Origin of the sequence: Streptomyces sp. ISL-36, assembly GCF_018614205.1 — a bacterium.
In the GTDB taxonomy this organism is placed as follows: Bacteria; Actinomycetota; Actinomycetes; order Streptomycetales; family Streptomycetaceae; genus Streptomyces.
Genome location: NZ_JAGGOS010000015.1, coordinates 161,750 through 186,234, shown reverse-complemented (window position 1 = coordinate 186,234; position 24,485 = coordinate 161,750). Strand labels below are relative to the sequence as shown.

Below are 24,485 nucleotides of genomic sequence, written 5' to 3'. Positions count from 1 at the left end.
CGGTCGTGGCGAGACCGGTCGTGGCGAGACCGGTCGGTGCGCCGTCGGTGACCGGTCAGCCCTGGATGGCGGAGGGGTCCATCCACATGACCTCCCAGTGGTGGCCGTCCGGGTCGGTGAAGGAGCGGCCGTACATGGTGCCGTAGTCCAGGGGCTCCTTCGCCGCCGAACCACCGGCGGCGAGGGCCCCGTCCGCCAGCTCGTCGACCTTCTCGCGGCTCTCGGCGCTCAGCGCGATCAGCACCTCGGTCGTCTTCGTCGCGTCGGCGATCTCCTTGCCCGGCTTGGTGAACTCCTTGAACTTGGGCTCGGTCAGCAGCATCGCGAAGATCGTGTCGCTGATGACCAGACACGCGGCGGTGTCGTCGGAGAACTGCTCGTTGAACGAGTAGCCGAGCTTGCCCCAGAAGGTCTTCGAGGTCTCGAGGTCCTTCACGGGCAGGTTCACGAAGATCATCTGGCTCATGGTGGTCTCTCTCTTCCGTCTCGTGCGTACCGGCCGTATCGGCGCTTACGAGAGTGAAGACGGCAGCCGGTCCCGAAACTCATCGCCACGCCGAAATCTTTTTTCGGACGGCCGGACGGCGGGGCAGCCGCACGGGGCAAGCTCTCGGACGAGGCGCTCGCCGGCGACGCGGACGCGGGTGCGGTCGCGGCGTACAAGGAGTTCTGGCGCGAGCGGCTCGCCGCCCTCCAGACGCTGCTCGGGTCGGCCGAGTCCCCCGGCTGAGGGCCCTGCCCGGAAGCTGGGCTCGGGCTCGGCCAGGGGGCTCGGCTCAAGCGCTCCGCCGGGTGGGCTGAGCCGCCGGATCCGCCGGCTCAGCGGATGATCCGGATCAGCGGTTGATCCGGATCAGCGGTTGATGGAGAACACCACCCTGGCACCGGTGGTGGAGTTGATCCTCTCGTTGAGTCCCCAGATGCGGCCGGTGGACGGCGAGTACCCGAGGTTCTGCGTGTAGACCGGCGAGGTCGTCAGGACGTGCGGCGCCGCGTTGGGCTGTGCCTTGTGGATGCAGGAGAAGGGTGCGCCGGACGGGTCGCCCGAGCCGCCGCCGACCCCCGAGGGGCAGTCGCCCGCGAGGTAGTAGTCGGTGCCGTCGGTCGCCGCGCCCTGCATGCCCCAGATCGGGGAGGAGTAACCGACGGTGGCGTGCCCGTAGGGCAGTGCGGAGTTGGCGTCGAGCGCCCAGCGGATGACCCGGCCGCCCGCCGCGCCCGGCTTGAACTCGGCCGAGACGAGTCCGTCCTGTCCGGAGCGGTCGAGGCTGAGGGAGTTGAGGCAGGGGCGGTCGCCTGTGGTGGTCGAGCAGGCGCCGCCGTCGCTGGTGGTGACGTACTCGCCGATCATCGGCAGGGCGTAGTTGCTCCAGCGGGCCGAGGACGTGGTGCCGGTGATGCCGACCGCCTCGGTGCTGGAGTTGACCTTCCAGATGTGCCGGAGGTCGAAGACCTGGAGCCAGCGCCCGTTGGCGACGAAGACCCGGTTGCCGTACCAGACCACGCCGTCCGCGTGGCTGCTGACGCGGGTGAAACTGCCCTTGCCGTTCGCGTCGACGGTCGGCTTGACGAGCAGCAGGTGGTTGTAGCGGATCTGTCCGCCCTCGGCGTTGACGAGGCTGACCCGGGCGAACTCGTTGGGAACCGGGCTGGGGCCCTGCATTCCGCGGCTGAAGTGCCAGGAGGCGAGGAGGGCCGTGCGCCCGTCCACCTTGCCGTCGGGCTGGGCGTCGTACGAGCCGGTGAGGCCCTGCGGGGTCCAGCCGCCCGTGTCCGTCCAGGAGTTGGAGGTGTCGTCGCCCTTGTCCCAGCAGAAGCCGGCGGGGCTGAGGCTCGGGGCCAGCCCGGTCGTGTGGCACAGGTTGTTGATGCCGGTGCGGCCGCCGGAGGTGAGGACCTGGGTGGAGTTCTGTACGGTGACGGCGCCCTGGGCCTCGACCGCCGTGATGGCCTTGTCGTTGTCGGCGAAGGTGGTGCCGGCGTGGAGCTTGAACTGCGAGACGACAGCCGGGTCGAGCTGCCCGAAGGGCATCGCCGCCCTTGCTTCGCCCGCTCCCGCCGCCACGATCGCGAGGCTGCCGGCGAGGGTGACGAGCGCGGAGCCGAGGACGGCGATCCGGGCCCGCCAGTGTGTCTGCCATGTAACGGTCATGGCAGCAGCCTAAGGGCTGTCCCGTAATCCCTGGTGGGTCAGCGCACGGCGTCAGATGCGGTGCATCGCAAGGCGGAGGGACGTCCTCATACTGGGTGTATGCGGGCGTTCCGACAACGTGGCGAGGTGCCGTAGCTGTCGTCGTGCGCCCGCCAGGGATTACGGGACAGCCCTGAGGGGTGGGGTCGCGAGCGGTTCGCCCGGGTCCTGGCAGGGCGGAGGGAGAGGGGATGTCCCGCCGCCAGGACCCGACCGCGACCCGACGCTTCCCCTTCACTCCTTGTTGCTGCACAGTCAACTCCGTACTTCTAGGTTCCGGAAGCGCGCGACCCCGCCGCCGACCGGCGTGGCGGGGCGGTCACCACCACCCCCTCTGGAGTGAGACGTGGAGCGACGCAGTTTCCTGCGCGGAGCTGTCATCGGTACGTCGGCCGCCGCCTTCGGCGGCACCTTGATGCGCGGGGCCGCCTACGCGGCGCCCGCGCAGCCCGGGGCCGGCCCCTACGGGGCCCTCGGCGCGGCCGACGCCAACGGCATCCTGCTGCCCGGCGGTTTCACCAGCCGGGTGATCGCCCGGTCCGGTCAGAAGGTCGCCGGCACCTCGTACACCTGGCACAACGCCCCCGACGGCGGCGCCTGCTTCACCGACGGCACCGGCTGGATCTACGTCTCCAACTCGGAGATCAACCCCGGCGGCGGCGCGAGCGCGGTGGAGTTCGACTCGTCGGGCTCGATCACCGGCGCGTACCGCATCCTCGCCAACACCCGCACCAACTGCGCGGGCGGCAGGACCCCCTGGAACACCTGGCTCTCCTGCGAGGAGGTCAGCCTCGGCTACGTCTACGAGACCGACCCGTACGGCGTGAACGCGGCCGTGCGCCGTGACGCCATGGGCAGGTTCAAGCACGAGGCCGCAGCCGCCGACCCCGTCCGCAAGGTGATCTACCTGACCGAGGACGAGACCAACGGCTGCCTCTACCGGTTCATCCCCACCACCTGGGGCAACCTCTCCTCCGGCACGCTCCAGGTCCTGAAGGCCGGCACCGCCACCTCCGGCTCCTTCACCTGGGCGAACGTCCCCGACCCGGACGGCTCCCCGACCTACACCCGCGACCAGGTCTCCGGCGCCAAGCGCTTCAGCGGCGGCGAGGGCTGCCACTACGCCAACGACACCGTCTGGTTCACCACCAAGGGCGACAACCGCCTCTGGCAGCTCAACCTCACCAACAACACCTACGAGCTCGCCTACGACGACTCGCTCGTGGTCGGCGGCGGCGCCCCGCTGACCGGCGTCGACAACGTCACCGGCACGTCCTCGGGCGATCTGTTCGTCGCCGAGGACGGCGGCAACATGGAGATCTGCGTCATCACGCCGGACGACGTCGTCGCGCCCTTCCTGCGGATCAACGGCCAGTCCGGCTCCGAGATCTGCGGACCGGCCTTCTCCCCCGACGGCAGGCGGCTGTACTTCTCCAGCCAGCGGGGCACCACCGGCAGCTCCTCGGGCGGTATCACCTACGAGGTGACCGGTCCGTTCCGCGCGTAGAGACGTTCGACGGGGGCCCGTGAGGGCCCCGCGAGTCCTTGGGCGCCGCCGAGCAGGGCGGCGCCCAAGGGCGTCAGTGTGTGCAGGACCGCGTTGCCGTGCCGCAGCGTGGCGACGAGCCCCGCCTCGCGCAGGACGCCCGCGTGCTGGCTGGCCGAGGCGAGCGACACCCCGGCCCTGCGGGCCAGTTCGCTGGTGGTGCCGCCGTCGCCGATGGCATGCAGGACGGCCGAGCGGGTGGTGCCGACCAGCTTGGCGAGCGACGTCCCGCCGGGTTCCCGGACGGTGGGCGCCTCGCAGTGGGTGGTCGGGTAGACCAGGACCGGCGGCAGCGTGGGGTCTCGTAGGACGACCGGGGCGCCGCGACAGAAGTACGAGGGCTGGAGCAGCAGGCCCCTGCCGTCGAGGTGGAGGTCGCGGTCGACGGGATAGTCGGCCTCCAGGACGGGGGCGCGCCAGCGCAGCATCGGCGGCAGGGAGGCGAGGAGTTCGTCCGCGCCGCCATCGAGCAGGGCCCGGCCGCGCAGTGCCCGCTCGGCCTCGACCCGGGCCCGGATGTGGGGCCAGTACGGTTCGATCGCGGCCCGGTGGTAGCCGCGCAGAGCGCCCAGGAGCCGGTTGAAGGGTTCCGCACCGCCTTCGGCGAGCGCGCGCAGCGAATGGGGCACGGTCCGGCCGCCGGACCGGTCGGCGCCCAGCAGGGCCAGCTCGGTGCGGACGCGGGCCGGCGGGGTGGCACGGATCGCCTGGAGCCCGTCGTCGAGGCCGTGGAGCCCCTCGGCGGGGGTCAGGAAGTCCGGGAAATAGCCGCGACTGGGGACCAGTGCGGCCAGCAGGCGGGTCTCACCGTTGAGCCGTGTACGAGCGTCCGAGCGCCATTCTCCGTAGACGACGGACCCGCGCCGGTCTCTTAAACGGTGAAAACTGAGAATCGTTTCCCACAGAACGTCCGGACGGCCGGCCATCCGGACCCCGGCCAAGTCGTTTGCGGTGAAATGAATCCGCAGCATTGAACCCCCACCTGTGCACTCGCAACCACCCCCGTCAACGAGTATGCACACCATCACAGCACGTTACCAGGGTGTTTCAGCCACACTTGAAAAGCATCGCGGGGAACCGGGCGGAACCGAAAAGCTGTGCGTGTCGGGCAGGAAACCTTCAGGACCGAGGTGACGTGGCGAAGACCGTGGGGGGCTTTGCGCGTCCGGCGGCGGTCGGCGAGGGTTGCGGCTCACTTGCCCGGCATGGGTAATGGGCGCGGTCACCGGGTGGGGATCCGGTGGCCGCGCCCGTCCCGTTCTTTGCTGGATGAATCGTGGAAAGTTCAAAGCAGAAAGTTCAACGGCCAATAATTCGAGCGGCCGCGACTGAACACGAACTCACATTTGGGCAACATCAAGGGGCGGACGAAATACGACGGGGCGGACACCTCCGCACAAGGTGTCCGCCCCGTCTCTCTTGCGCCCGGATCCGCCGCCCGTCGGTGAGGGTTGGGATGACCGACGGCGGATCCGGTGGTCTTTGCTACTGAACGCCAGTTCAGCGGCGGGCCGGCGACCGACCGGTCGCCGGCCGCCGACCGGTCAGCGGCTGTCGCTGCCGCTCGACTCGGCCGCCGCGCGGCCGGCCTCCAGGCGCGCCACCGGGATCCGGAACGGCGAGCAGGAGACGTAGTCGAGACCGACCTCGTGGAAGAAGTGCACCGACTCCGGGTCGCCGCCGTGCTCGCCGCAGACGCCGAGCTTGATGTCCGGGCGGGTCGCCCGGCCGGCCTCGACGGCGCTGCGGACCAGCGCGCCGACGCCGTCCTTGTCGATCGTCTCGAACGGGGAGACTCCGAAGATGCCCTTCTCCAGGTACGCGGTGAAGAACGAGGCCTCCACGTCGTCCCGGGAGAAGCCCCACACCGTCTGGGTGAGGTCGTTCGTGCCGAAGGAGAAGAACTCCGCGGCCTCGGCGATCTGACCGGCGGTCACGGCGGCGCGCGGCAGCTCGATCATGGTGCCGAGCGCGAGCTTCAGCTCGACGCCGGTCTTGGCCTGGACCTCGGCGATGACCTGCTCGGCCTCGTCGCGGACGAGCTCCAGCTCCTGGACGGTGCCGACGAGCGGGATCATGATCTCGGCGCGCGGGTCGCCCTTGGCGTCGATGCGCTGGGCGGCGGCCTCGGCGATGGCCCGGACCTGCATGGTGAACAGGCCGGGGATGACCAGGCCGAGGCGGACACCGCGCAGACCCAGCATCGGGTTCTGCTCGTGCAGCCGGTGCACGGCCTGGAGCAGCCGCAGCTCGTTCTCGTGCGGCTCCTTGCGGGCCTCGGCGAGCGCCACGCGTACCGACAGCTCGGTGATGTCGGGCAGGAACTCGTGCAGCGGCGGGTCGAGGAGCCGGACCGTGACGGGCAGGCCGTCCATGGCCTCGAAGAGCTCGACGAAGTCCTTCTTCTGCAGCGGGAGCAGGGCGTCCAGGGCCTCGGTGCGCTCCTCGTCCGTGTCGGCGAGGATCAGCTTCTCGACCATCTCGCGACGCTCGCCGAGGAACATGTGCTCGGTGCGGCACAGGCCGATGCCCTGGGCGCCGAAGCGGCGGGCGCGCAGCGCGTCCTCGGCGTTGTCGGCGTTGGCGCGGACCCGCAGCCGGCGGACGCGGTCCGCGTAAGCCATGATCCGGTGGACGGCGCCGACCAGCTCGTCGGCGTCGTCGGCGCCGGCGTGCATCCGGCCCTCGAAGTACTCCACCACCGGGGACGGCACGACGGGGACCTCACCGAGGTACACCTTGCCGGTGGAGCCGTCGATGGAGACGACGTCGCCCTCCTCGACGACCACGCCGGAGGCGGTGGTCATCCGGCGGCGCTTGGTGTCGACCTCCAGCTCCTCCGCGCCGCAGACACAGGTCTTGCCCATGCCGCGGGCGACGACGGCGGCGTGCGAGGTCTTGCCGCCGCGCGAGGTCAGGATGCCCTCGGCGGCGATCATGCCGTCCAGGTCGTCCGGGTTGGTCTCACGGCGGATCAGGATGACCTTCTCGCCGGAGCGCGACCACTTGACGGCCGTGTACGAGTCGAAGACGGCCTTGCCGACCGCGGCGCCCGGGGAGGCGGCGATGCCGCGCCCGATCTGCTCGACCTTGGCGTTCTCGTCGAACTTCGGGAACATCAGCTGGGCGAGCTGGGCGCCGTTGACGCGCTGGAGGGCCTCGGCCTCGTCGATCAGGCCCTGGTCCACGAGCTGGGTGGCGATCCGGAAGGCGGCACCGGCGGTGCGCTTGCCGACCCGGGTCTGCAGCATCCACAGCTGGCCGCGCTCGATGGTGAACTCGATGTCGCAGAGGTCCTTGTAGTGGACCTCCAGCGTCTCCATGATCTGCATCAGCTGGTCGTACGACGTCTTGTCGATCGACTCCAGCTCGGCGAGCGGCACGGTGTTGCGGATACCCGCGACGACGTCCTCGCCCTGCGCGTTCTGCAGGTAGTCGCCGTAGACGCCCTGGTGACCGGAGGCGGGGTCGCGGGTGAAGGCGACGCCGGTGCCGGAGTCCGGGCCGAGGTTGCCGAAGACCATCGAGCAGACGTTGACCGCGGTGCCGAGGTCGTGCGGGATGCGCTCCTGACGACGGTAGAGCTTGGCGCGGTCGGTGTTCCAGGAGTTGAAGACCGCCTCGATGGCGAGGTCCATCTGCTCGCGCGGGTCCTGCGGGAAGTCGCGGCCGGCCTCGGCCTTCACGATCTTCTTGAAGTGCTTGACGAGCTTCTTCAGGTCGGCGGCGTCGAGGTCGGTGTCGACGGTGACCTTCTTGGCGGCCTTGGCGTCCTCCAGGGCCTCCTCGAAGAGCTCGCCGTCGACGCCGAGGACGGTCTTGCCGAACATCTGGATGAGGCGGCGGTACGAGTCCCAGGCGAAGCGCTCGTCGCCGGCCTGCGCGGCGAGCCCGGTGACGGACGCGTCGGAGAGGCCGATGTTCAGCACCGTGTCCATCATGCCGGGCATCGAGAACTTGGCACCGGAGCGGACGGAGACGAGCAGCGGGTTGTCGGCCTGGCCGAGCTTCTTGCCCATCTTCTGCTCGAGGGCGTCGAGGTGCGCGGTGACCTCGTCGCGGAGCTCGACCGGCTCGGAGCCGCTGTCGAGGTAGACCTTGCACGCCTCGGTGGTGATCGTGAACCCGGGAGGAACCGGCAGGCCGAGGTTGGTCATCTCGGCCAGGTTCGCGCCCTTGCCACCGAGCAGGTCCTTCAGGTCCCTGTTGCCCTCGGTGAAGTCGTACACGAACTTCTGATCTTTGTTTTCCGACACGGGTCTCGACTCCTCGAGGCTCGGTGGCTGCCCTGACGGCGAGGAACATACCCAGATCGAAGGCTTCTGGGGAGGTACGCCTACCCGTCATCCGGGCTTAACCACCCGTCCGCCAGGAGATCGAAAGTAACCGATGAGTAGCTTCCGCTTTCAGGCTCCGAAGGCCACTTGACTCAAAGCAGGGATTAGACGCTCACATGAGCGACCACGGCAGCATCTGCGTTCAACTCTTGAACGCAAGAAGGGTGGCACCCAGTGCCACCCTTCCAGGAGTCCAACGCCTCGAAATACGCTCATCTGAGCGCCACCCCTATCAAGGGTGGCGAGGATCACGCCACGGAAACGGCTTGTTTCCCACGATCCGGACGTGATCATCCACGCTCAGCCGCCGGATGTGTCCAGCTCCGCGTCCTCGCTGACACCCGCGCAGTCGTACGGGTCCTTGAGCCATCCGTCCGGCAGCACGACCCGGTTGTTGCCCGATGTACGGCCCCGCGGACCGTCCGCACCCACCGGCCACGACTGGTCCAGGTCCAGCTCGCTCAATTGAGCGCTCAGCTCGTCCAGCGACGAGGTGATCGCCAGCTTCTTGCGCATCTCGGAACCGACCGAGAAGCCCTTCAGGTACCAGGCGACGTGCTTGCGGAAGTCGATGACACCGCGCGACTCGTCGCCCAGCCACTCGCCGAGCAGCCGTGCGTGCCGCACCATCGCGGCCGCGACCTCGCGCAGCGGCGGCTGGGCGTACGCACCGGTGCCCTCGAAGCCCGCGACCAGGTCGCCGAAGAGCCACGGCCGGCCGAGGCAGCCGCGCCCGACGACCACACCGTCGCAGCCGGTCTCGCGCATCATCCGGAGCGCGTCGTCCGCCGACCAGATGTCCCCGTTGCCGAGCACCGGGATCTCCGGCACGTGCTCCTTGAGGCGCGCGATGGCGTCCCAGTCAGCCGTACCGCCGTAGTGCTGCGCCGCCGTCCGCCCGTGCAGGGCGATCGCCGTGACACCCTCCTCGACGGCGATCCGTCCCGCGTCCAGGTACGTGATGTGGTCGTCGTCGATGCCCTTGCGCATCTTCATGGTGACCGGCAGGTCGCCCGCGTTCGTCACGGCCTCGTTCAGGATCGCGCGCAGCAGTGGCCGCTTGTACGGCAGAGCGGAGCCACCGCCCTTGCGGGTGACCTTGGGGACGGGGCAGCCGAAGTTCAGGTCGATGTGGTCGGCGAGGTCCTCGTCCACGATCATCCGCACGGCCTTGCCGACGGTCACCGGGTCGACGCCGTACAGCTGGATCGAGCGCGGCTTCTCGCTCTCGTCGAAGCGGATGAGCTGCATGGTCTTCTCATTGCGCTCGACCAGCGCCCTCGTCGTGATCATCTCGCTCACGAACAGCCCCTTGCCGCCGCTGTACTCGCGGCAGAGGGTGCGGAAGGGAGCGTTGGTGATGCCGGCCATCGGCGCGAGCACCACGGGCGGCGTCACGATGTGCGGCCCGATGGCGAGAGGGGAGAACACGGTCATCCCCTTATTGTCGCGCACGACGAAGGTCATTAGTTAGCCGTACTATCCGCGTATGCCCGAGCTCACACACAGGCACCAGCTCCTGGTCCTCGCGATCTGCTGCATGAGCCTGCTGATCGTCAGCCTGGACAACACCGCGCTCAACGTGGCGCTGCCCTCCCTCCAGCGGGAACTGCGCGGGGGCGTCGCCGGCATGCAGTGGACGATCGACGCGTACACCCTGGTCCTCGCCTCGCTGCTGATGCTCGCGGGCTCCACCGCCGACCGGATCGGCCGCCGGAAGGTCTTCCTGACCGGCCTGGTGATCTTCGCGCTCGGCTCGCTGCTCTGCTCGCTCGCGCCCAGCCAGGAGGCGCTGATCGCCTTCCGGGCGGTCCAGGCGGTGGGCGGCTCGATGCTGAACCCGGTCGCCATGTCGATCATCACCAACACCTTCACCGAACCGGCCGCGCGGGCCCGTGCGATCGGCGTCTGGGGCGGCGTCGTCGGCGTCTCGATGGCGGCCGGTCCGCTGGTGGGCGGGCTGCTGGTCGACTCGGTCGGCTGGCGGGCGATCTTCTGGGTGAACCTGCCGGTGGGGCTCGCCGCGCTGCTGCTGACCCTCCGGTACGTCCCCGAGTCCCGCGCCCCCCGGCCGCGGCGCCCCGACCCGGTCGGCCAGCTGCTCGTCATGGCGCTCCTCGGCTCGCTCACGTACGCGATCATCGAGTCGAGCCCGCTCTTCGCCGCGATCGCGGCAGCCGCGCTCGCCGGGCTGCTGCTGTACGAACCCAGGCGCCGCGAACCCCTGATCGATCTGCGCTTCTTCCGCAGCGCCCCGTTCAGCGGGGCCACCGTCATCGCGATCTGCGCGTTCTCCGCCCTGGGCGGGTTCCTCTTCCTCAACACCCTGTATCTGCAGGACGTACGCGGGCTCTCCGCCCTCCGCGCGGGGCTCTACATGCTCCCGATGGCGGCGATGACCTTCGTCTTCGCCCCGCTGTCGGGGCGGCTCGTGGGGGCGCGCGGGCCGCGCCCCTCGCTGCTGATCGCGGGGACGGCCATGGCGGCGGGCGCGCTGCTCTTCGCCGCCTTCCAGGCGGAGACGAGCGATCCGCTGCTCTTCGCCGGGTACGTGGTGTTCGGTCTGGGCTTCGGCATGGTGAACGCGCCGATCACCGACACCGCCGTCTCCGGCATGCCCCGCGCGCAGGCGGGGGTGGCGGCGGCCGTGGCCTCCACCAGCCGGCAGATCGGTCAGACGCTCGGCGTGGCGGTGGTGGGGGCCGTCCTGGCGGCCGGGGTGGGCTCGGTGTCGCACACGGACGGCTTCGTCGAGGCGAGCAGGCCGGGGTACTGGATCATCACCGGCTGCGGGCTCTGCGTGCTGCTGGTGGGGGCGCTGACGAGCGGAAGGTGGGCCCGCGGCACGGCCGAACGGACGGCCCGCAGACTGGACGCGGACGGAGTCCGGACGGCGGAGAGCGCGGCGGCTTCCTAGACGGCGGGCAGCGCGGGCTCCTGAACGGCGGGGTGCCTGCACGGGCGGGGCCCTGGGCGGCGCCGAGCGCGGCTGCTTGGAGGGCCGCGGGCTTCCTGGGCGGCCGGGGCGGCACGGTCCCTGCACGGGCGGGCAGCACGGGTTCCTGGGCGGCGTGGGGCGCGGGCTCCTGGAGGGCCGGGGGCTCCTGGGCAGCCGGGGCCCCGCGAGCCCTAGACGGCGGGCAGCGCGGGCTCCTGGGCGGCGTGGGGCGCGGGCTCCTGGAGAGCCAGCTCCCGGAGGCGTTCGAGGCCCGCGCGGGACTGCTCGTCGACGGGCACGTACGTGACGAGGCGCGGCCCGCTGGACGGGCCGAGCCACAGGTTGGTGTGTTCCAGGTGGAGCAGGCCCACCTGGGCATTGCGGATGATCTTGGTGCGGCCGCCCTGGGCCACCACCTCGTGCCGCGCCCAGATCTCCCGGAACTCCGCGGAGGATGTCTCCAGGCGGTGCAGCAGCGCCTTCCACGCCGGCTCGGCGAGGTGCTCGGCCATCGAGGCCCGGAACTTGCCCGCCATGGCGCGGGTGACGTCCGGCAGCTCGGCGACCGCCGCCCGCCACTCGGCGTTGGTGAAGGCGAGCCAGATGCAGTTGCGCTCCTCGCGGGGCAGGGCGTCGAGGTCGCAGAGCAGCCGCCCGTACGTGCGGTTGTACGCGAGGATGTCGTACCGGCTGTTCTGGACGCAGGCCGGCACCGGTTCCAGCTGGTCGAGCATCTGACGCAGGGCCGGGGTGACGGTCGGGCAGGGCCCGCCGGGGGCCGGATCGGCGACGCCCGCGAGGGCGAAGAGATGGGTGCGTTCGGTCGCGTCGAGCAGGAGGGCGCGGGCGAGGGCGTCCAGGACCTGCGGGGAAACCTGGATGTCCCGTGCCTGCTCCAGCCAGGTGTACCAGGTGACACCGACGGCGGAGAGGTGGGCGACCTCCTCCCGGCGCAGACCGGGGGTCCGGCGGCGCCGCCCGCGCGGCAGGCCGACCTGCTCCGGGGTGATGCGCTCGCGGCGGCTGCGGAGGAACTCCGCGAGCTCGTGCCGCCGGACGTCGCTCTCCGAACCCGTCTCCACCGCCATGACTGCCATGCTCCCAGGGTGCCGGGGCGCTCAGCCCATTTCCAGGTACTGCTTGTACCAGGATAAAGACACTCTGGTACCAGGCTCAGAAGGGGACGATCGTCTACGGGGTGAGTACTACAGCCTCCTCCACCCCCGTCCGCAGGACCGGCGCCGTCGTCGACCACACGGCCCCCGTCCTCGGCTCCCTCGGCCTGTTCACCGTGCTCCTCGGCGCCGCGCTGCCGCTGATCGACTTCTTCATCGTCAACGTCGCCCTGCCCACGATCGACCACGACCTGGCGGCCGGTCCGGCGATGCTGGAGCTGGTCGTCGCCGGGTACGGCCTCGCGTACGCCGTCCTGCTCGTCCTCGGCGGACGGCTCGGCGACCTGTTCGGCCGCAGGCGGCTCTTCCTGGTCGGCATGGCCGCTTTCGGCCTGACCTCGCTCGCCTGCGGCCTGGCGCCGGACGCCTGGACGCTGGTCGGAGCCCGGGTGGCACAGGGTGCCTCGGCCGCTCTGATGCTGCCCCAGGTGCTCGCGACCATTCACTCCTCGACGGCCGGCGCACGGCGCGCGAAGGCGCTCAGCCTGTACGGAGCGACCGCCGGCCTCTCGATGGTCGCCGGCCAGATCCTGGGCGGGGTGCTCGTCGCGGCCGATGTCGCCGGCACCGGCTGGCGGGCGATCTTCCTGGTCAACGTGCCGGTGGCGGTGGTCGGACTGCTGCTCGCCGTCCGTACGGTGCCGGAGACCCGGTCGGAGCGCCCCGCGCCGGTGGACGTCCCCGGCACGCTGCTCCTCGGCCTCGCGCTGCTCACCCTTCTCGCGCCGCTCACCGAGGGGCGGGCGACGGGCTGGCCGCTGTGGACCTGGCTCGCGCTGGCGGCCTTCCCCTTCGCCGCGGGGGCGTTCTGGTGGGTGGAGCTGCGCGCGGACCGACGGGGCCGTACGCCTCTGGTGCCGCCGAGCCTGCTCGGCCTGATCTCGCTGCGCCGGGGGCTGGCCCTGGTCCTGCCGTTCTCGATCGGTTTCGGCGGCTTCATGTTCGTGATCGCGGTCGCGCTCCAGCAGGGCCTGGGGATGACCGCGGTGGTCTCCGGCCTTGCGCTCGTCCCGATGGCGGTCGCCTTCTTCGGGGCCTCGCTGGCCGGTCCGCGGCTGGTGCGGCGCTGGGGCACCCGGATCGTCACGGCGGGCGGCCTCCTGCAGGCCCTCGGCATCGTTCTGCTCGCCCTGACGTTCGGGCGCTCCTGGTCCGACCTCTCGCCCTGGAGCCTGCTGCCCGGCATGGCCGTCGCGGGCCTCGGCCAGGGCCTCCAGCTGCCCGTTCTCTTCCGCATCGTGCTCTCCGAGGTCCCCGCGGACCGCGCGGGGGTGGGCAGCGGCGTCATGGTGACCACCCAGCAGTCGGCCCTCGCCCTGGGCGTGGCGACGCTCGGCTCGCTCTTCCTGTCGCTGGCGGCGACCGGTTCGATGGCCGCGGCCCTGACCACGACCCTCCTGGTCCAACTGGCCGCCGTGCTGCTCACCGTCGTCCTCAGCCTGCGCCTGCCGCGCACGGTGGGCTAAGGGCTGTCCCGTAGGCCGCGCCATTTCGGTGAGTACGGCGAAGGGCCCGGGTCACTTGCGTGATCCGGGCCCTCGTCGTGCTGCCGGTGGCTACTCCTGGGCGTCGGAGCCGGCCTCGGTGGCCTGCTCGGTCTCGACGGCTTCGGCGCCTTCGACGCCCGCCGCGCGGTCGCGCATCTTCCTCAGCAGCTCCTGCTTCTGGTCGACGGCTGCCTTGCGGTCGGCGTTGCTGTTCTGAACGGCGCCCTGCTGGTCGCCACGGGACAGCTTCTTGCGCTGTCCGCCGACGCCGAGAAGGTTGTTGCGGCCCTTGGCCATGGGGTTCTCCCATCAGTGAGAAAAGCGGTGGTCAGTCGGCTGGCGCTGCGCGGGGGTCGAACCCGCGGCGCTCTCACTCGTAGATCTGGAAGAACGAAGACATGCGTCAGACGCTACCTGGCTCCGGACCCCCTCTCACACCATTTTCTCCTCCAGGAGGATCGATCGAGTGACAAAGATTGAAATCTGTCAGCAGTCATGCCATGGTTGTCATGCGTCACCCCTCCGCTCACTCCCGAGGAGACATCCATGACCTCCCTCCCCACCCGCTCCCTCGGCACCACCGGCCCCCAGGTCTCCGCCCTCGGCCTCGGCTGCATGGGCATGTCCGCGCTGTACGGCGAGAGCGACCGCGCCGAGTCGATCGCGACCATCCACGCGGCGCTCGACGCCGGCGTCACGCTCCTCGACACCGGCGACTTCTACGGAATGGGGCACAACGAGCTGCTCATCAACGAGGCGCTGCGCACCGCCCCCGCGGCCGCCCGTGAGCAGGCACTGATCAGCGTGAAGTTCGGCGCCCTGCGCACGGTCGAGGGCGGCTTCACCGGCTACGACGGCAGGCCGGCCGCGGTGCGGAACTTCGCGGCGTACTCCCTCCAGCGCCTCGGCACCGACCACATCGACATCTACCGCATCGCCCGGGTCGACCCCGACGTGCCGATCGAGGAGACCGTCGGCGCGATCGCCGAGCTGGTCGAGGCGGGGCACGTCCGCCACATCGGCCTCTCCGAGGTCGGCGCGGACACCCTGCGCCGGGCGGCGGCGGTCGCCCCGATCGCCGACCTCCAGATCGAGTACTCCCTCGTGTCCCGGAGCATCGAGGAGAAGATCCTGCCGACCGCCCGGGAGCTGGGCATCGGCATCACGGCGTACGGCGTGCTCTCCCGCGGTCTGATCAGCGGCCACTTCACCCGGGACCGGGAGCTCGCGCCGGGCGACTTCCGAGGGATGAGCCCGCGCTTCCAGGGCGACAACCTCCGCCGGAACCTGGACCTGGTCGACCGGCTGCGGGCCGTCGCCGAGGCCAAGGGCGTGACGGTCGCGCAGATCGCCATCGCCTGGGTGCTCGGTCAGGGTCCCCGGCACGGCGCGGACGTGGTCCCGCTGATCGGAGCCCGCAGCCGCACCCGTCTCACCGAGGCGCTCGGCGCCGTGGACGTGACGCTGGACGAGGCCGACCTCGCCGCGATCGAGCGGGCGGTTCCGGTGGGCGCGGCGGCCGGCGAGCGGTACCCGGCGGCGCAGATGGCCCACCTGGACAGCGAGCACTGAATCGGTCGCCGCACGGCACATCGCCTCGCCGTGCGGCTGACAGGTACTGTCATTCCATGCCCTCCGAGACCCTGACCGCAGAGCGCATCCTCGAAGCCACCGAGGAGGTGCTGCGGCGCTACGGCCCGGCGAAGGCGACGGTCGTGGACGTGGCCCGGGTCCTCGGTGTCAGCCACGGCAGCGTCTACCGCCACTTCCGGACGAAGGCGGCGCTGCGCGAGGCGGTCACGCACCGCTGGCTGACCCGCGCCGAGGTGATGCTCGCCGAGCTGATCGCGACCTCGGACCGGCCGGCCGCCGAGAAGCTCCGCGCCTGGTTCGCGAGCCTCTTCGAGGCCAAGCGGCACAAGGCGGGCGACGACCCCGAGCTGTTCGCGACGTACGGGGTTCTGATCGACGAGGCCAGCGGTGTGGTCGAGGAGCACATCGAGGTACTGATCGGCCAGGTCCGGCAGATCGTCGAAGCGGGCGTACGGAGCGGGGAGTTCACCGCCCTCGACGCGGCGGCCACGGCCCGCGCGCTCTTCGACGCGACCTGCCGCTTCCACGACCCGGCCTACGCCCCCGAGTGGAGACACCCCGCGATCGAGGCCGAGTTCGACGCCGTGATGGACCTGCTGCTGCGCGGCCTGCGCCCGTGACGGCCCAGCACGAAGCCCCCGGCTCCTCCAAGGAGCCGGGGGCTTTCCCGTACGTACGGTCCGACCGTCAGCAGCCGAGCAGGCGGCTGCCCAGGTAGCCCTGGATCTGGTCGAGGGAGACGCGCTCCTGCTTCATGGTGTCGCGCTCGCGCACGGTCACCGCGTTGTCGTCCAGGGTGTCGAAGTCGACGGTGACGCAGAACGGCGTACCGATCTCGTCCTGGCGGCGGTAGCGGCGGCCGATGGCACCGGCGTCGTCGAAGTCGATGTTCCAGTTCTGCCGCAGGTCGGCGGCGAGGCCCTTGGCCTTCGGCGACAGCTGCGGGTTGCGGGACAGCGGCAGGACGGCGACCTTGACCGGCGCGATACGCGGGTCGAAGCGCATCACGGTGCGCTTCTCCATGACGCCCTTGGCGTTCGGGGCCTCGTCCTCGTTGAACGCGTCGAGCATGAACGCCAGCATCGTGCGGCCGACACCGGCCGCCGGCTCGATGACGTACGGGGTCCAGCGCTCGCCGGCCTCCTGGTCGAAGAACGACAGGTCGTTGCCGGACGCCTTGGAGTGCGCGTTCAGGTCGTAGTCGGTGCGGTTGGCGACACCCTCGAGCTCGCCCCACTCGCTGCCGCCGAACTGGAAGCGGTACTCGATGTCGGCGGTGCGCTTGGAGTAGTGGGAGAGCTTCTCCCGCGGGTGCTCGAACCAGCGCATGTTCTCCTCACGCAGGCCCAGGCCGGTGTACCAGTTCCAGCGCTGCTCCATCCAGTACTCGTGCCACTGCTCGTCCTCGCCCGGCTTGACGAAGAACTCCATCTCCATCTGCTCGAACTCGCGGGTGCGGAAGATGAAGTTGCCCGGAGTGATCTCGTTCCGGAAGGACTTGCCCATCTGCGCGATGCCGAACGGCGGCTTCTTGCGCGAGGTCTGCTGCACCTGGCCGAAGTTGGTGAAGATGCCCTGCGCGGTCTCCGGACGCAGGTAGGCGACGGAGCCGGAGTCCTGGGTCGGGCCGAGGTGGGTGGAGAGCAGACCCGAGAACTGCTTGGGCTCGGTGAAGGTGCCCTTGTTGCCACAGTTGGGGCAGTTGAGGTCGGCGAGGCCGTTCTCGGGGAGACGGCCGTGCTTCTCCTCGTACGCCTCCTCCAGGTGGTCGGCGCGGTAGCGCTTGTGGCAGGAGGTGCACTCGGTCAGCGGGTCGGTGAAGGTGGCGACGTGACCGGAGGCCTCCCAGACCTCGGTGGCCAGGATCACCGACGAGTCGAGACCGACGACGTCCTCGCGCGAGGTGACCATGTAACGCCACCACTGACGCTTGATGTTCTCCTTGAGTTCGACACCCAGCGGTCCGTAGTCCCAGGCGGCCTTCTGGCCGCCGTAGATCTCACTGCACGGGTAGACGAAGCCACGGCGCTTGCTCAGGCTGACGATGGTGTCGATCTTGTCGGCGGCCACGGTGCTCTCTTCATTACGACGACGAAGTGCGAATGCCTCAGATTACCGGCGCGCGCACCCCCCGTATCAAATCGGTCCGGCCCCCGCCCGCGGTCGCCGGGCGTGGCCGGTGCCACAAGTAGGACAATTGACAATCGTTTCCAGTTTTGTTGAAAATGAGTGTCATGAACGTACGCCGCCTCATACCCGCCACCGCCGTCGCCGGAGCCGTCACCCTCGGGCTCGTCACCCTGTCCGCGTGCTCCGGGGGCTCCGGGGGCTCCGGGGGCTCCGACCAGCAGAACGACGGCAAGCTGAGCGTCGTGGCGTCGTTCTACCCCATGCAGTACCTGGCCGAGCAGATAGGCGGCGACCACGTCGCCGTCAGGACGCTCACCGAGCCGGGCGTCGAGCCGCACGACCTGGAGCTCAAGCCGAAGCAGATCGGCGAGCTCGGCGAGGCCGACTACATCCTCTACCTCAAGGGCATCCAGCCCGCCGCCGACGAGGCGATCAAGCAGGCCGGCGTCAAGAACACCGTCGACGCCGCCACCCTCACGAAGCTCGAGGAACACGGCACCGGGGCCGGCCACGACCACGCGGGCGAGAGCGCCGAGGAGCACGCCGCCCACGAGGGCGAGGCGGAAGAGGGCCACGGCCACGCGTCCGAGGGCGGTGCCGACACGCACATCTGGCTCGACCCGGTGAAGTACGCCGAGGTCGCCAAGGGCGTCGGCGCCTCCCTGGAGAAGGCCGACCCGGACCACGCCGCCGACTACAAGAAGAACACCGACGCCCTGGTGAAGAAGCTCGGTGACCTGAACACCGCCTTCGAGACCGGGCTGAAGAACACCACCACCAAGACCTTCATCACCACCCACTCCGCCTTCGGCTACCTCGCCGAGCGCTACGGCCTGGAGCAGGAAGGCATCTCCGGCGTGGACCCCGAGTCCGAGCCGAGCCCCGCCCGGATCAAGGAACTCCAGGACATCTCGAAGAGGGACAAGGTCTCCACCGTCTTCTTCGAGACCCTCGCCAGCGACAAGACCGCGAAGACCCTCGCCGCGGACACCGGCCTCAAGACCGACGTCCTGGACCCGCTGGAGGGAATTACGGACAAGTCCCGGGGCGATGACTACATCGAGGTCATGGAGTCCAACCTCGTCGCGCTGAAGAAGGCCCTCGGCGCGAAGTGAAACGAGCACTGCAGGAGGCACCCGTGAGCGCGCCCGTCATATCCGTCCGCGGAGCCACAGCGGCGCTGGGCTCCCGGCCCGTCCTGCGCGGCGTCGACCTCACCGTGAACCGCGGTGAGGTCGTCGCCCTGCTCGGCGCCAACGGCTCCGGCAAGTCCACCGCCGTCCGCTCCGTCATCGGCCAGGTCCCGCTCACCGGCGGCACCATCGAGCTGTTCGGTACGGAGCAGAAGCGGTTCCGCGACTGGGCCCGGGTCGGTTACGTACCGCAGCGCACCACCGCCGCGAGCGGCGTACCCGCCACCATCCGCGAGGTCGTCTCCTCGGGCCGGCTCTCGCGCAAGAAGCTCGGCTGGCTGACCAGGGCCGACAAGGCCGCCGTCGAGCGGGCCGTGGCGCTCGTCGGCCTGACCGACCGCGCCAAGGACTCCGTCAGCGCCCTCTCCGGCGGCCAGCACCAGCGGGTCCTCATCGCCCGCGCGCTCGCCTCCGAGCCCGAGCTGCTGATCATGGACGAGCCGATGGCCGGCGTGGACCTCGCCAGCCAGGAGATCCTCGCCGGAACCCTGCGCGAACAGGTCGCGGGCGGCACCAGTGTCCTGCTCGTCCTGCACGAGCTGGGCCCGCTGGAGCCCCTGATCGACCGGGCCGTGGTGCTCCGCGACGGCTGCGTCGTCCACGACGGCCCGCCGCCGAAGGCCGTCGGCCAGCACGCGCTGCCCGGCCACGACCACGTACATCCGCACGCGGCCGACGAGCCGCTCCGCACGGGACTGCTGACCTGATCATGGAATTCCTCGAGCCTGCCTTCATGCAGCGGGCGCTCATCGCGGCCGTCCTCGTCGGCATCACCGCCCCCGCCGTCGGCATCTACCTCGTCCAGCGCCGTCAGGCCCTGATGGGCGACGGCATCGGCCATGTCGCCATGACCGGTGTCGGCCTCGGCTTCCTGCTGAACTCCAGCCCGGTGTGGATGGCCACCCTGGTCGCCGTCGCCGGTGCGGTGCTGATGGAGCTGATCAGGGCGTACGGCAAGACGCGCGGCGACCTCGCGCTCGCGCTGCTCTTCTACGGAGGCATGGCGGGCGGCGTCATGCTGATGAGCGTCGCCGGCGGGTCCAACGCCAACCTGCTGTCCTACCTCTTCGGATCGCTGTCGACCGTGTCCGACGCGGACGTCACCGCGATCGCCCTCCTCGCCGCCTTCGTGGTCCTCGTCACCATCGGCCTGCGCCGCCAGCTGTTCGCGGTCAGCCAGGACGAGGAGTTCGCCCGCGTCACCGGCCTCCCGGTCCGCGCCCTGAACCTGCTCATCGCCGTCACGGCCGCCGTGACGGTCACGGTCGCCATGCGCGTCGTCGGGCTGCTGCTGGTCAGCGCGCTGATGGTGGTCCCGGTGGCCGCCGCCCAGCAGCTGTCCAAGTCGTTCCGTACGACCTTCGTGCTCGCGGTCGTCATCGGCGTCGGCGTGACCCTGTCCGGCACGATCACGACGTACTACCAGGACGTGCCGCCCGGCGCGACGATCGTGCTGCTGGCGATCGGCATCTTCATCGCCCTGACGCTCCTCGCCACACCGCTGGCGAGGCGCCGGGCCCGGGCGGCGGAGGTGGCATCGGCGGAGTGCGACATGGCCGTCCCGGCCACCCGCCGACCGACGGACGATGTCACGGTCTAGCAGCCTGGCAGAATGGCGGGGGCAACGAAGACTTCAAGGAGGCCCCTGTGGCGACGGCAGGACCCCCCGTACGCGGCCGCTCGACCAAACAGCGGGCCGCTGTGTCGGCCGCACTGAACGAGGTGGACGAGTTCCGCAGCGCCCAGGAGCTGCACGACATGCTCAAGCACCGGGGCGACTCGGTCGGCCTCACCACGGTCTACCGCACGCTCCAGTCCCTCGCGGACGCCGGTGAGGTTGACGCGCTGCGCACCAGCGACGGCGAGACCGTCTACCGCCGCTGCTCGACGGGCGACCACCACCATCACCTCGTCTGCCGTGTCTGCGGCAAGGCGGTCGAGGTCGAGGGCCCTGCGGTGGAGCAGTGGGCGGAGACGATCGCGGCGGAGCACGGCTTCGTGAACGTGGCCCACACGGTCGAGATCTTCGGCACCTGCGCGGACTGCGCCACCCGATAGGCGACGGCTGCCGGACGGGCGCAGCGCACTGTCCGGCGATGTCCCGGCTAGAGCCTGTCTCCTTGCTGGAGAGACAACGCCTGGCCGAGCGGATTTTCTGGCGACCCGAGGGGACTGGTCGGTTACGGTCGCTGCGGACGTGAAAGCGCGTCCTGGCCGTCCTGATCTGACGAGACCGTGAGCGCGACTCAGCGCTGCGCCTGCTTCAGCAGTCCCTTGACGGAAACCTCCGAGTTGACGGAGACCGAGCTGAGGCCGTACCTCTCGGCCTCCCTCACCACTTCACTCTCGTCCAGGCCTTTATATATGCCGTAGATCGACTCGCTCTTCTTCTCCTTCTCGAAGTTGAATGAGGAAATGAAGACCTGCGGATCCTCTTCCGGCGACCAGAAAGCTGCTACGTACCGAGGCTTGCGGGTCACGTTGATGATGTTGGCGTTGTAGCGCACCCGGCCATGGTATATGACATGCTCACCGCAGCCGTCGGGCGGGCAGTAGTATCTCCCTTCCGACTCCATCCAGGAGAGTTTTTCATAATAGAATTCGTCGTCGAGCTTCCCGCGATCCTGCCTCAGAATGGCGAACTGAAGAACGGCGTCCAGCGTCTCGTACTTGGTGTCCTTGGGGAGGGTGATGACTTTCTCCTTCCTGAACTCCTCCCCGGGGTCCAGTGTCGACCCAGGGCCTTGGAACTGCCCGGATGCAATGACCTCACCGCCACTTTGGGTCTCGAAGGCCTCCGCCTCCGGGACCCACCACCCGCCCTCCTCGCTACCTTTCCATTCCTTCATCCCTTTGCCTGAATTCGAGAACTCGGCCAAGGATCCCCAGACTGTGTAGTCGTCGACGACGATGTAGACCGGAATCCCTCCGGCGTTCTTCGCGTAGAGCTTGAGGGGGACGTGAATATAGGGTGAATCGACGTCTGTCTGTGGTGTCCCGAATTCCGCTTTAAGGATGAAGTGCCGGGGTGCGGCAATGGGTTGATAGATAATGGAATAACCTAGGCTGACGGCCGTCAGGAGCGCCGTGATGGCAACCCCTGCAGTGAACTTCCTGGGGTGCGGTATCCCTCTCCACACTTTTTCGCGGATGAGGGTGCGGAGGGCCCACAGTGACCAGAGCCACAAGGCGAGGAAAAGCAGGACAGTGGCTATGAATTCTCGTTCCCGCAGCCACAGGAAGAGGAGAAGGGTCGTCGTGGCGAGCGTCATGAGCACGCCGAGAAGGACCAGTGCTCCGGACAGCCTGACCTGCCGGCGGCCCCAGTAGTCGACGACCGCAGGCAACGCGATGCCCTGAACTGCGCCTGCCAACAGGAATACAACACCGACCAGACGTTGGGCGAAGGTCAGTGCTCCCAGGGCGTCCGCCCAGCCGATGACGGCGTGCAGGGCCAGCGAGCCGAGCAGCCCCACGAGCATGAGGGCGATGACCACACGGCGTCTCCAGCCTCTGTCGTCGGGCCAGACGCTGCTGTCGCCGCCGCGCCAGTGGACGCGCGAGCGGTCGTCGAGGTCCATGTCGTCGGGGTAGCCGAGGCGGCGGAGTACCTTCCGCAACTCGCGGAGAGACCAGGCGCTGCCCACCGTTTTGTCGTGGATGGTGATCCGGCGCAGACCGCGCCGGTCGGGTGGCTCGACGACCACCCATGGTCGTATGCCCATGGGACCAAGCTCGGCGTCCCGCCCGCCATGTGCACGCCGAGCTGCTGCGTTCGAGTGAATCATCAGGCCGCGCTGGTGGTAGCAGTCGTCCGGTGGTCCAGCACGGCCCGGACGCGGGCCGTGTTCGGCGGACGGTCTTTGGGGCCCCGGCACTGCTTCTCGCCCTCGATCAGGTGGAAGTGCTGGACCCAGACCTGCCGGGGGATCTCCACTTCTGACAGCGTCGTCCGCAGCCGAGGCGGCGCCGCGTCCGACCAGACCAGCCCCAGCAGACGCATGCCGTCCCGGCCGATCCACAGGCCCAGTTCTGTGCGCTTCGTGTGCGCCTGTGGGAAGCGGGAGTCGTCGGCGCGGGTGGCCCGGCCGCGGCGAGGATGCCGTCCAGGCCTCCCGGCCGCCGTCCGCGCTGGTCAGACGGTCCCTGAACTCCGCAAGCACGGAGTGGTCGAAACCGGCATCGGTCAGCTCCAGCCGGAGCGCGTACTTCCCGTCGATCCGGGCCGCACCGCCTCATCCCCCCAGCTCGTCCCGGATCCGGATCGCCAGACTCCCCTTCGGGCACGCGGCCCTCGCCACCCGTACTGTCTCCACCGGAATCTCCCCAGGCTCCTGCGGACGCAGCGCACCCGTACCCTGCCCAGACAGCAACGTCGGCCTTCAAGACCACAACCAGGTCTTGAAGGCCGACGTCACGCACAAGGCCCACCTTCGCCAACAGCGTCCGGAGCGATCCGGTGCGGGCCCCTTTCGTACGGCCTCAGAGGCGGGTGGTGTGCCGGTCCAGGATCGCCCGGAGCCGGTCGACGGCGTCGACGCCGTCGGGGCCCGAGACGGCCCGCTTGGGCAGGAAGGCGACTCCGACGCCGAATTTGTCGGGCGTCAGGAGGACGAACAGCGTGGGCGTCTCGACGTACTGGGGCAGCATCTGCCACCGGCTCGTCGTCTCGCTGTCGCGCGCGGTCCAGCGCACCCCGTCGTCGTCCACGACGGCCCGGAACTCCCCCTGGGGCTCTACCATCCGGTGCACGCCCCGCGCCATGAGGCGCGGTGCCAGCGGCCCCATGACCAGGGCGAGGACGCCGAGGCCGGCCATCAGAACGACCCGTACCGGATCCGGTTCGCCGGGCCCGAAGAGCTCCAGGGCGACGACCAGGAAGGCCAGCACGGCGGCGGCCGGCAGCCACCGCATGCGGCGCCCCGCGGGGCTGTGGCGCACGCGGACCCGGACCGCCTCCGTCGCGTCGGCGAGCGTCGGCACATAGGCCAGCTCCACCGAGCCGGGCGCGGTCTCCCGCGCCATGTCCCGCGTCATCAGAGGGTGGGGCCCTGCGGCGGTACGATCCCGCCGCTCATCGCCGCGCGGTCCTCGGCCGGGATCGCGCCGAAGCGGCGGTCGCGGGAGGCGTACTCCACGCACGCCCGCCACAGGTCGCGGCGGTCGAAGTCCGGCCATAGCACGTCCTGGAAGACCATCTCGGCGTAACTGCTCTGCCAGATCAGGTAGTTCGAGGTGCGCATCTCGCCACTGGGGCGCAGGAAGAGGTCGACGTCCGGCATGTCCGGGTAGTACAGGTACTTCTGGAAGGTCTTCTCGTTGACCTTCGACGGGTCCAGCTTCCCCGCCGCCACGTCCCGGGCGATCGCCTGCGCCGCGTCCGCGACCTCCGCGCGGCCGCCGTAGTTCACACAGAAGTAGAGCGTCATGGCGTCGTTGTCGACGGTCTGCTCCTGGGCGACCTGGAGCTCCTGGACGACCGACTTCCACATCTTCGGCATGCGGCCGACCCAGCGGATACGGATGCCCAGCTCGTTCATCTCGTCGCGCCGGCGCCGGATCACGTCACGGTTGAAGTTCATCAGGAAGCGGACCTCCTCCGGAGACCGCTTCCAGTTCTCCGTGGAGAAGGCGTAGAGGGAGAGGTTCTTCACCCCGAGCTCCAGGCAGCCCTTCAGCACGTCGAGGACGACGCCCTCGCCGACCTTGTGCCCCTCGGTGCGCGGCAGACCACGCTCCTTCGCCCAGCGGCCGTTTCCGTCCATGACGCACGCGACGTGGTTCGGCACCAGCTCGCCGGGGATCTTCGGCGGACGGGCGCCGGACGGGTGCGGCTCGGGGACCTTGTACTCACGCCGGTTCCGTCCGAGGATTCCGCGTCGTGCGATGGCCATG

General features: G+C 69.8%; 21 protein-coding genes and 1 pseudogene. 9 read left to right on the top strand and 13 right to left on the bottom strand.

Annotated elements, in window-relative coordinates:
* Window positions 1-55 precede the first annotated feature (55 nt).
* Both J7E93_RS04250 and J7E93_RS04245 read right to left on the bottom strand, forming a co-directional pair.
* Window positions 56-466, bottom strand: coding sequence for a VOC family protein (locus J7E93_RS04250; RefSeq protein WP_215065861.1), 411 nt, complete (start codon window positions 464-466; stop codon window positions 56-58).
* A 387-nt stretch (window positions 467-853) separates the two neighbouring features.
* On the bottom strand, window positions 854-2,152 hold the full coding sequence (locus tag J7E93_RS04245) for a hypothetical protein (RefSeq protein ID WP_215065860.1): 1,299 nt from the start codon (window positions 2,150-2,152) through the stop codon (window positions 854-856).
* 385 nt (window positions 2,153-2,537) lie between these two features.
* On the opposite strand from J7E93_RS04245, the gene J7E93_RS04240 reads away from it, so the two are divergent.
* Window positions 2,538-3,698: a PhoX family phosphatase gene (locus J7E93_RS04240; RefSeq protein ID WP_215065859.1), complete on the top strand. Its 1,161-nt coding sequence runs from the start codon at window positions 2,538-2,540 to the stop codon at window positions 3,696-3,698.
* On the opposite strand, the gene J7E93_RS04235 is transcribed toward J7E93_RS04240, so the two are convergent.
* From J7E93_RS04235 to dusB, 3 genes are all read right to left on the bottom strand, one after another.
* Window positions 3,668-4,708, bottom strand: a complete 1,041-nt coding sequence (locus tag J7E93_RS04235; protein ID WP_215065858.1) for a helix-turn-helix transcriptional regulator — start codon at window positions 4,706-4,708, stop codon at window positions 3,668-3,670. The two genes, J7E93_RS04240 and J7E93_RS04235, sit on opposite strands and share 31 nt — an antisense overlap.
* Before the next feature lie 573 nt (window positions 4,709-5,281).
* Window positions 5,282-7,993 carry a pyruvate, phosphate dikinase gene (gene ppdK, locus J7E93_RS04230; RefSeq protein WP_215065857.1) on the bottom strand — a complete coding sequence of 904 codons (2,712 nt, stop codon included), beginning with the start codon at window positions 7,991-7,993 and terminating at the stop codon, window positions 5,282-5,284.
* A 381-nt stretch (window positions 7,994-8,374) separates the two neighbouring features.
* Window positions 8,375-9,511, bottom strand: coding sequence for a tRNA dihydrouridine synthase DusB (dusB, locus tag J7E93_RS04225; protein WP_215065856.1), 1,137 nt, complete (start codon window positions 9,509-9,511; stop codon window positions 8,375-8,377).
* Window positions 9,512-9,563: 52 nt separating this feature from the next.
* Between dusB and J7E93_RS04220 the strand changes: the two genes are divergently transcribed.
* A complete protein-coding gene (locus tag J7E93_RS04220) occupies window positions 9,564-10,991 on the top strand; it encodes an MFS transporter (RefSeq protein WP_215065855.1) in 1,428 nt (475 codons plus the stop codon).
* A 212-nt stretch (window positions 10,992-11,203) separates the two neighbouring features.
* Here the strand turns inward: J7E93_RS04220 and J7E93_RS04215 are convergent, their stop codons facing one another.
* On the bottom strand, window positions 11,204-12,109 hold the full coding sequence (locus J7E93_RS04215; protein WP_251065993.1) for a helix-turn-helix domain-containing protein: 906 nt from the start codon (window positions 12,107-12,109) through the stop codon (window positions 11,204-11,206).
* 101 nt (window positions 12,110-12,210) lie between these two features.
* Here J7E93_RS04215 and J7E93_RS04210 point away from each other — a divergent pair, with 101 nt between their 5' ends.
* The gene (locus J7E93_RS04210; RefSeq protein ID WP_308367734.1) at window positions 12,211-13,653 is read left to right on the top strand and encodes an MFS transporter; all 1,443 of its coding nucleotides are present in this window, start codon (window positions 12,211-12,213) and stop codon (window positions 13,651-13,653) included.
* 90 nt (window positions 13,654-13,743) lie between these two features.
* On the opposite strand, the gene J7E93_RS04205 is transcribed toward J7E93_RS04210, so the two are convergent.
* A complete protein-coding gene (locus J7E93_RS04205; RefSeq protein WP_215065854.1) occupies window positions 13,744-13,971 on the bottom strand; it encodes a DUF6243 family protein in 228 nt (75 codons plus the stop codon).
* Between the two features lie 249 nt (window positions 13,972-14,220).
* Here J7E93_RS04205 and J7E93_RS04200 point away from each other — a divergent pair, with 249 nt between their 5' ends.
* Together J7E93_RS04200 and J7E93_RS04195 are read left to right on the top strand one after the other, a co-directional pair.
* Window positions 14,221-15,246, top strand: coding sequence for an aldo/keto reductase (locus tag J7E93_RS04200; protein ID WP_215065853.1), 1,026 nt, complete (start codon window positions 14,221-14,223; stop codon window positions 15,244-15,246).
* Window positions 15,247-15,302: 56 nt separating this feature from the next.
* Complete coding sequence (locus J7E93_RS04195) at window positions 15,303-15,887, top strand: TetR/AcrR family transcriptional regulator (protein WP_215065852.1); 585 nt, start codon at window positions 15,303-15,305, stop codon at window positions 15,885-15,887.
* Window positions 15,888-15,954: 67 nt separating this feature from the next.
* Here the strand turns inward: J7E93_RS04195 and J7E93_RS04190 are convergent, their stop codons facing one another.
* Window positions 15,955-17,337, bottom strand: coding sequence for a glycine--tRNA ligase (locus J7E93_RS04190; RefSeq protein ID WP_215065851.1), 1,383 nt, complete (start codon window positions 17,335-17,337; stop codon window positions 15,955-15,957).
* Between the two features lie 164 nt (window positions 17,338-17,501).
* Here J7E93_RS04190 and J7E93_RS04185 point away from each other — a divergent pair, with 164 nt between their 5' ends.
* The 4 genes from J7E93_RS04185 to J7E93_RS04170 are packed head-to-tail and all read left to right on the top strand — an operon-like array spanning window position 17,502 to window position 20,648.
* Window positions 17,502-18,512: a metal ABC transporter solute-binding protein, Zn/Mn family gene (locus J7E93_RS04185; protein WP_215065850.1), complete on the top strand. Its 1,011-nt coding sequence runs from the start codon at window positions 17,502-17,504 to the stop codon at window positions 18,510-18,512.
* A 23-nt stretch (window positions 18,513-18,535) separates the two neighbouring features.
* Window positions 18,536-19,297, top strand: coding sequence for a metal ABC transporter ATP-binding protein (locus tag J7E93_RS04180; protein WP_308367730.1), 762 nt, complete (start codon window positions 18,536-18,538; stop codon window positions 19,295-19,297).
* Complete coding sequence (locus tag J7E93_RS04175) at window positions 19,294-20,190, top strand: metal ABC transporter permease (RefSeq protein ID WP_215065875.1); 897 nt, start codon at window positions 19,294-19,296, stop codon at window positions 20,188-20,190. Before J7E93_RS04180 ends, J7E93_RS04175 begins: the two co-directional genes overlap by 4 nt.
* A 47-nt stretch (window positions 20,191-20,237) precedes the next feature.
* Entirely contained in the window at window positions 20,238-20,648 is a 411-nt protein-coding gene (locus J7E93_RS04170) for a Fur family transcriptional regulator (RefSeq protein ID WP_158987129.1), read from the top strand.
* A 188-nt stretch (window positions 20,649-20,836) separates the two neighbouring features.
* On the opposite strand, the gene J7E93_RS04165 is transcribed toward J7E93_RS04170, so the two are convergent.
* From J7E93_RS04165 to J7E93_RS04150, 5 genes and pseudogenes are all read right to left on the bottom strand, one after another.
* Complete coding sequence (locus J7E93_RS04165) at window positions 20,837-22,297, bottom strand: hypothetical protein (protein ID WP_215065849.1); 1,461 nt, start codon at window positions 22,295-22,297, stop codon at window positions 20,837-20,839.
* Window positions 22,298-22,377: 80 nt separating this feature from the next.
* Complete coding sequence (locus tag J7E93_RS38275) at window positions 22,378-22,593, bottom strand: hypothetical protein (protein ID WP_215065848.1); 216 nt, start codon at window positions 22,591-22,593, stop codon at window positions 22,378-22,380.
* Window positions 22,594-22,726: 133 nt separating this feature from the next.
* Window positions 22,727-22,960: pseudogene (locus tag J7E93_RS38270) on the bottom strand (IS5/IS1182 family transposase); the annotation flags it as partial.
* A 112-nt stretch (window positions 22,961-23,072) separates the two neighbouring features.
* Window positions 23,073-23,615 (bottom strand): YcxB family protein, encoded by a 543-nt coding sequence (locus tag J7E93_RS04155; RefSeq protein ID WP_215065847.1) that lies wholly within the window; start codon window positions 23,613-23,615, stop codon window positions 23,073-23,075.
* Between the two features lie 11 nt (window positions 23,616-23,626).
* On the bottom strand, window positions 23,627-24,478 hold the full coding sequence (locus J7E93_RS04150) for an isoprenyl transferase (RefSeq protein WP_215065874.1): 852 nt from the start codon (window positions 24,476-24,478) through the stop codon (window positions 23,627-23,629).
* Between the last annotated feature and the right edge of the window lie 7 nt (window positions 24,479-24,485).

What these genes read in the sequence shown, in the direction of transcription:
- J7E93_RS04250 (WP_215065861.1), bottom strand. Translation starts at nt 466, where the DNA reads ATGAGCCAGATGATCTTCGTGAACCTGCCCGTGAAGGACCTCGAGACC.
- J7E93_RS04245 (WP_215065860.1), bottom strand. Translation starts at nt 2,152, where the DNA reads ATGACCGTTACATGGCAGACACACTGGCGGGCCCGGATCGCCGTCCTC.
- J7E93_RS04235 (WP_215065858.1), bottom strand. Translation starts at nt 4,708, where the DNA reads ATGCTGCGGATTCATTTCACCGCAAACGACTTGGCCGGGGTCCGGATG.
- dusB (WP_215065856.1), bottom strand. Translation starts at nt 9,511, where the DNA reads ATGACCGTGTTCTCCCCTCTCGCCATCGGGCCGCACATCGTGACGCCG.
- J7E93_RS04220 (WP_215065855.1), top strand. Translation starts at nt 9,564, where the DNA reads ATGCCCGAGCTCACACACAGGCACCAGCTCCTGGTCCTCGCGATCTGC.
- J7E93_RS04215 (WP_251065993.1), bottom strand. Translation starts at nt 12,109, where the DNA reads ATGGCAGTCATGGCGGTGGAGACGGGTTCGGAGAGCGACGTCCGGCGG.
- J7E93_RS04205 (WP_215065854.1), bottom strand. Translation starts at nt 13,971, where the DNA reads ATGGCCAAGGGCCGCAACAACCTTCTCGGCGTCGGCGGACAGCGCAAG.
- J7E93_RS04200 (WP_215065853.1), top strand. Translation starts at nt 14,221, where the DNA reads ATGACCTCCCTCCCCACCCGCTCCCTCGGCACCACCGGCCCCCAGGTC.
- J7E93_RS04195 (WP_215065852.1), top strand. Translation starts at nt 15,303, where the DNA reads ATGCCCTCCGAGACCCTGACCGCAGAGCGCATCCTCGAAGCCACCGAG.
- J7E93_RS04185 (WP_215065850.1), top strand. Translation starts at nt 17,502, where the DNA reads ATGAACGTACGCCGCCTCATACCCGCCACCGCCGTCGCCGGAGCCGTC.
- J7E93_RS38275 (WP_215065848.1), bottom strand. Translation starts at nt 22,593, where the DNA reads ATGCGTCTGCTGGGGCTGGTCTGGTCGGACGCGGCGCCGCCTCGGCTG.
- J7E93_RS04155 (WP_215065847.1), bottom strand. Translation starts at nt 23,615, where the DNA reads ATGGCGCGGGAGACCGCGCCCGGCTCGGTGGAGCTGGCCTATGTGCCG.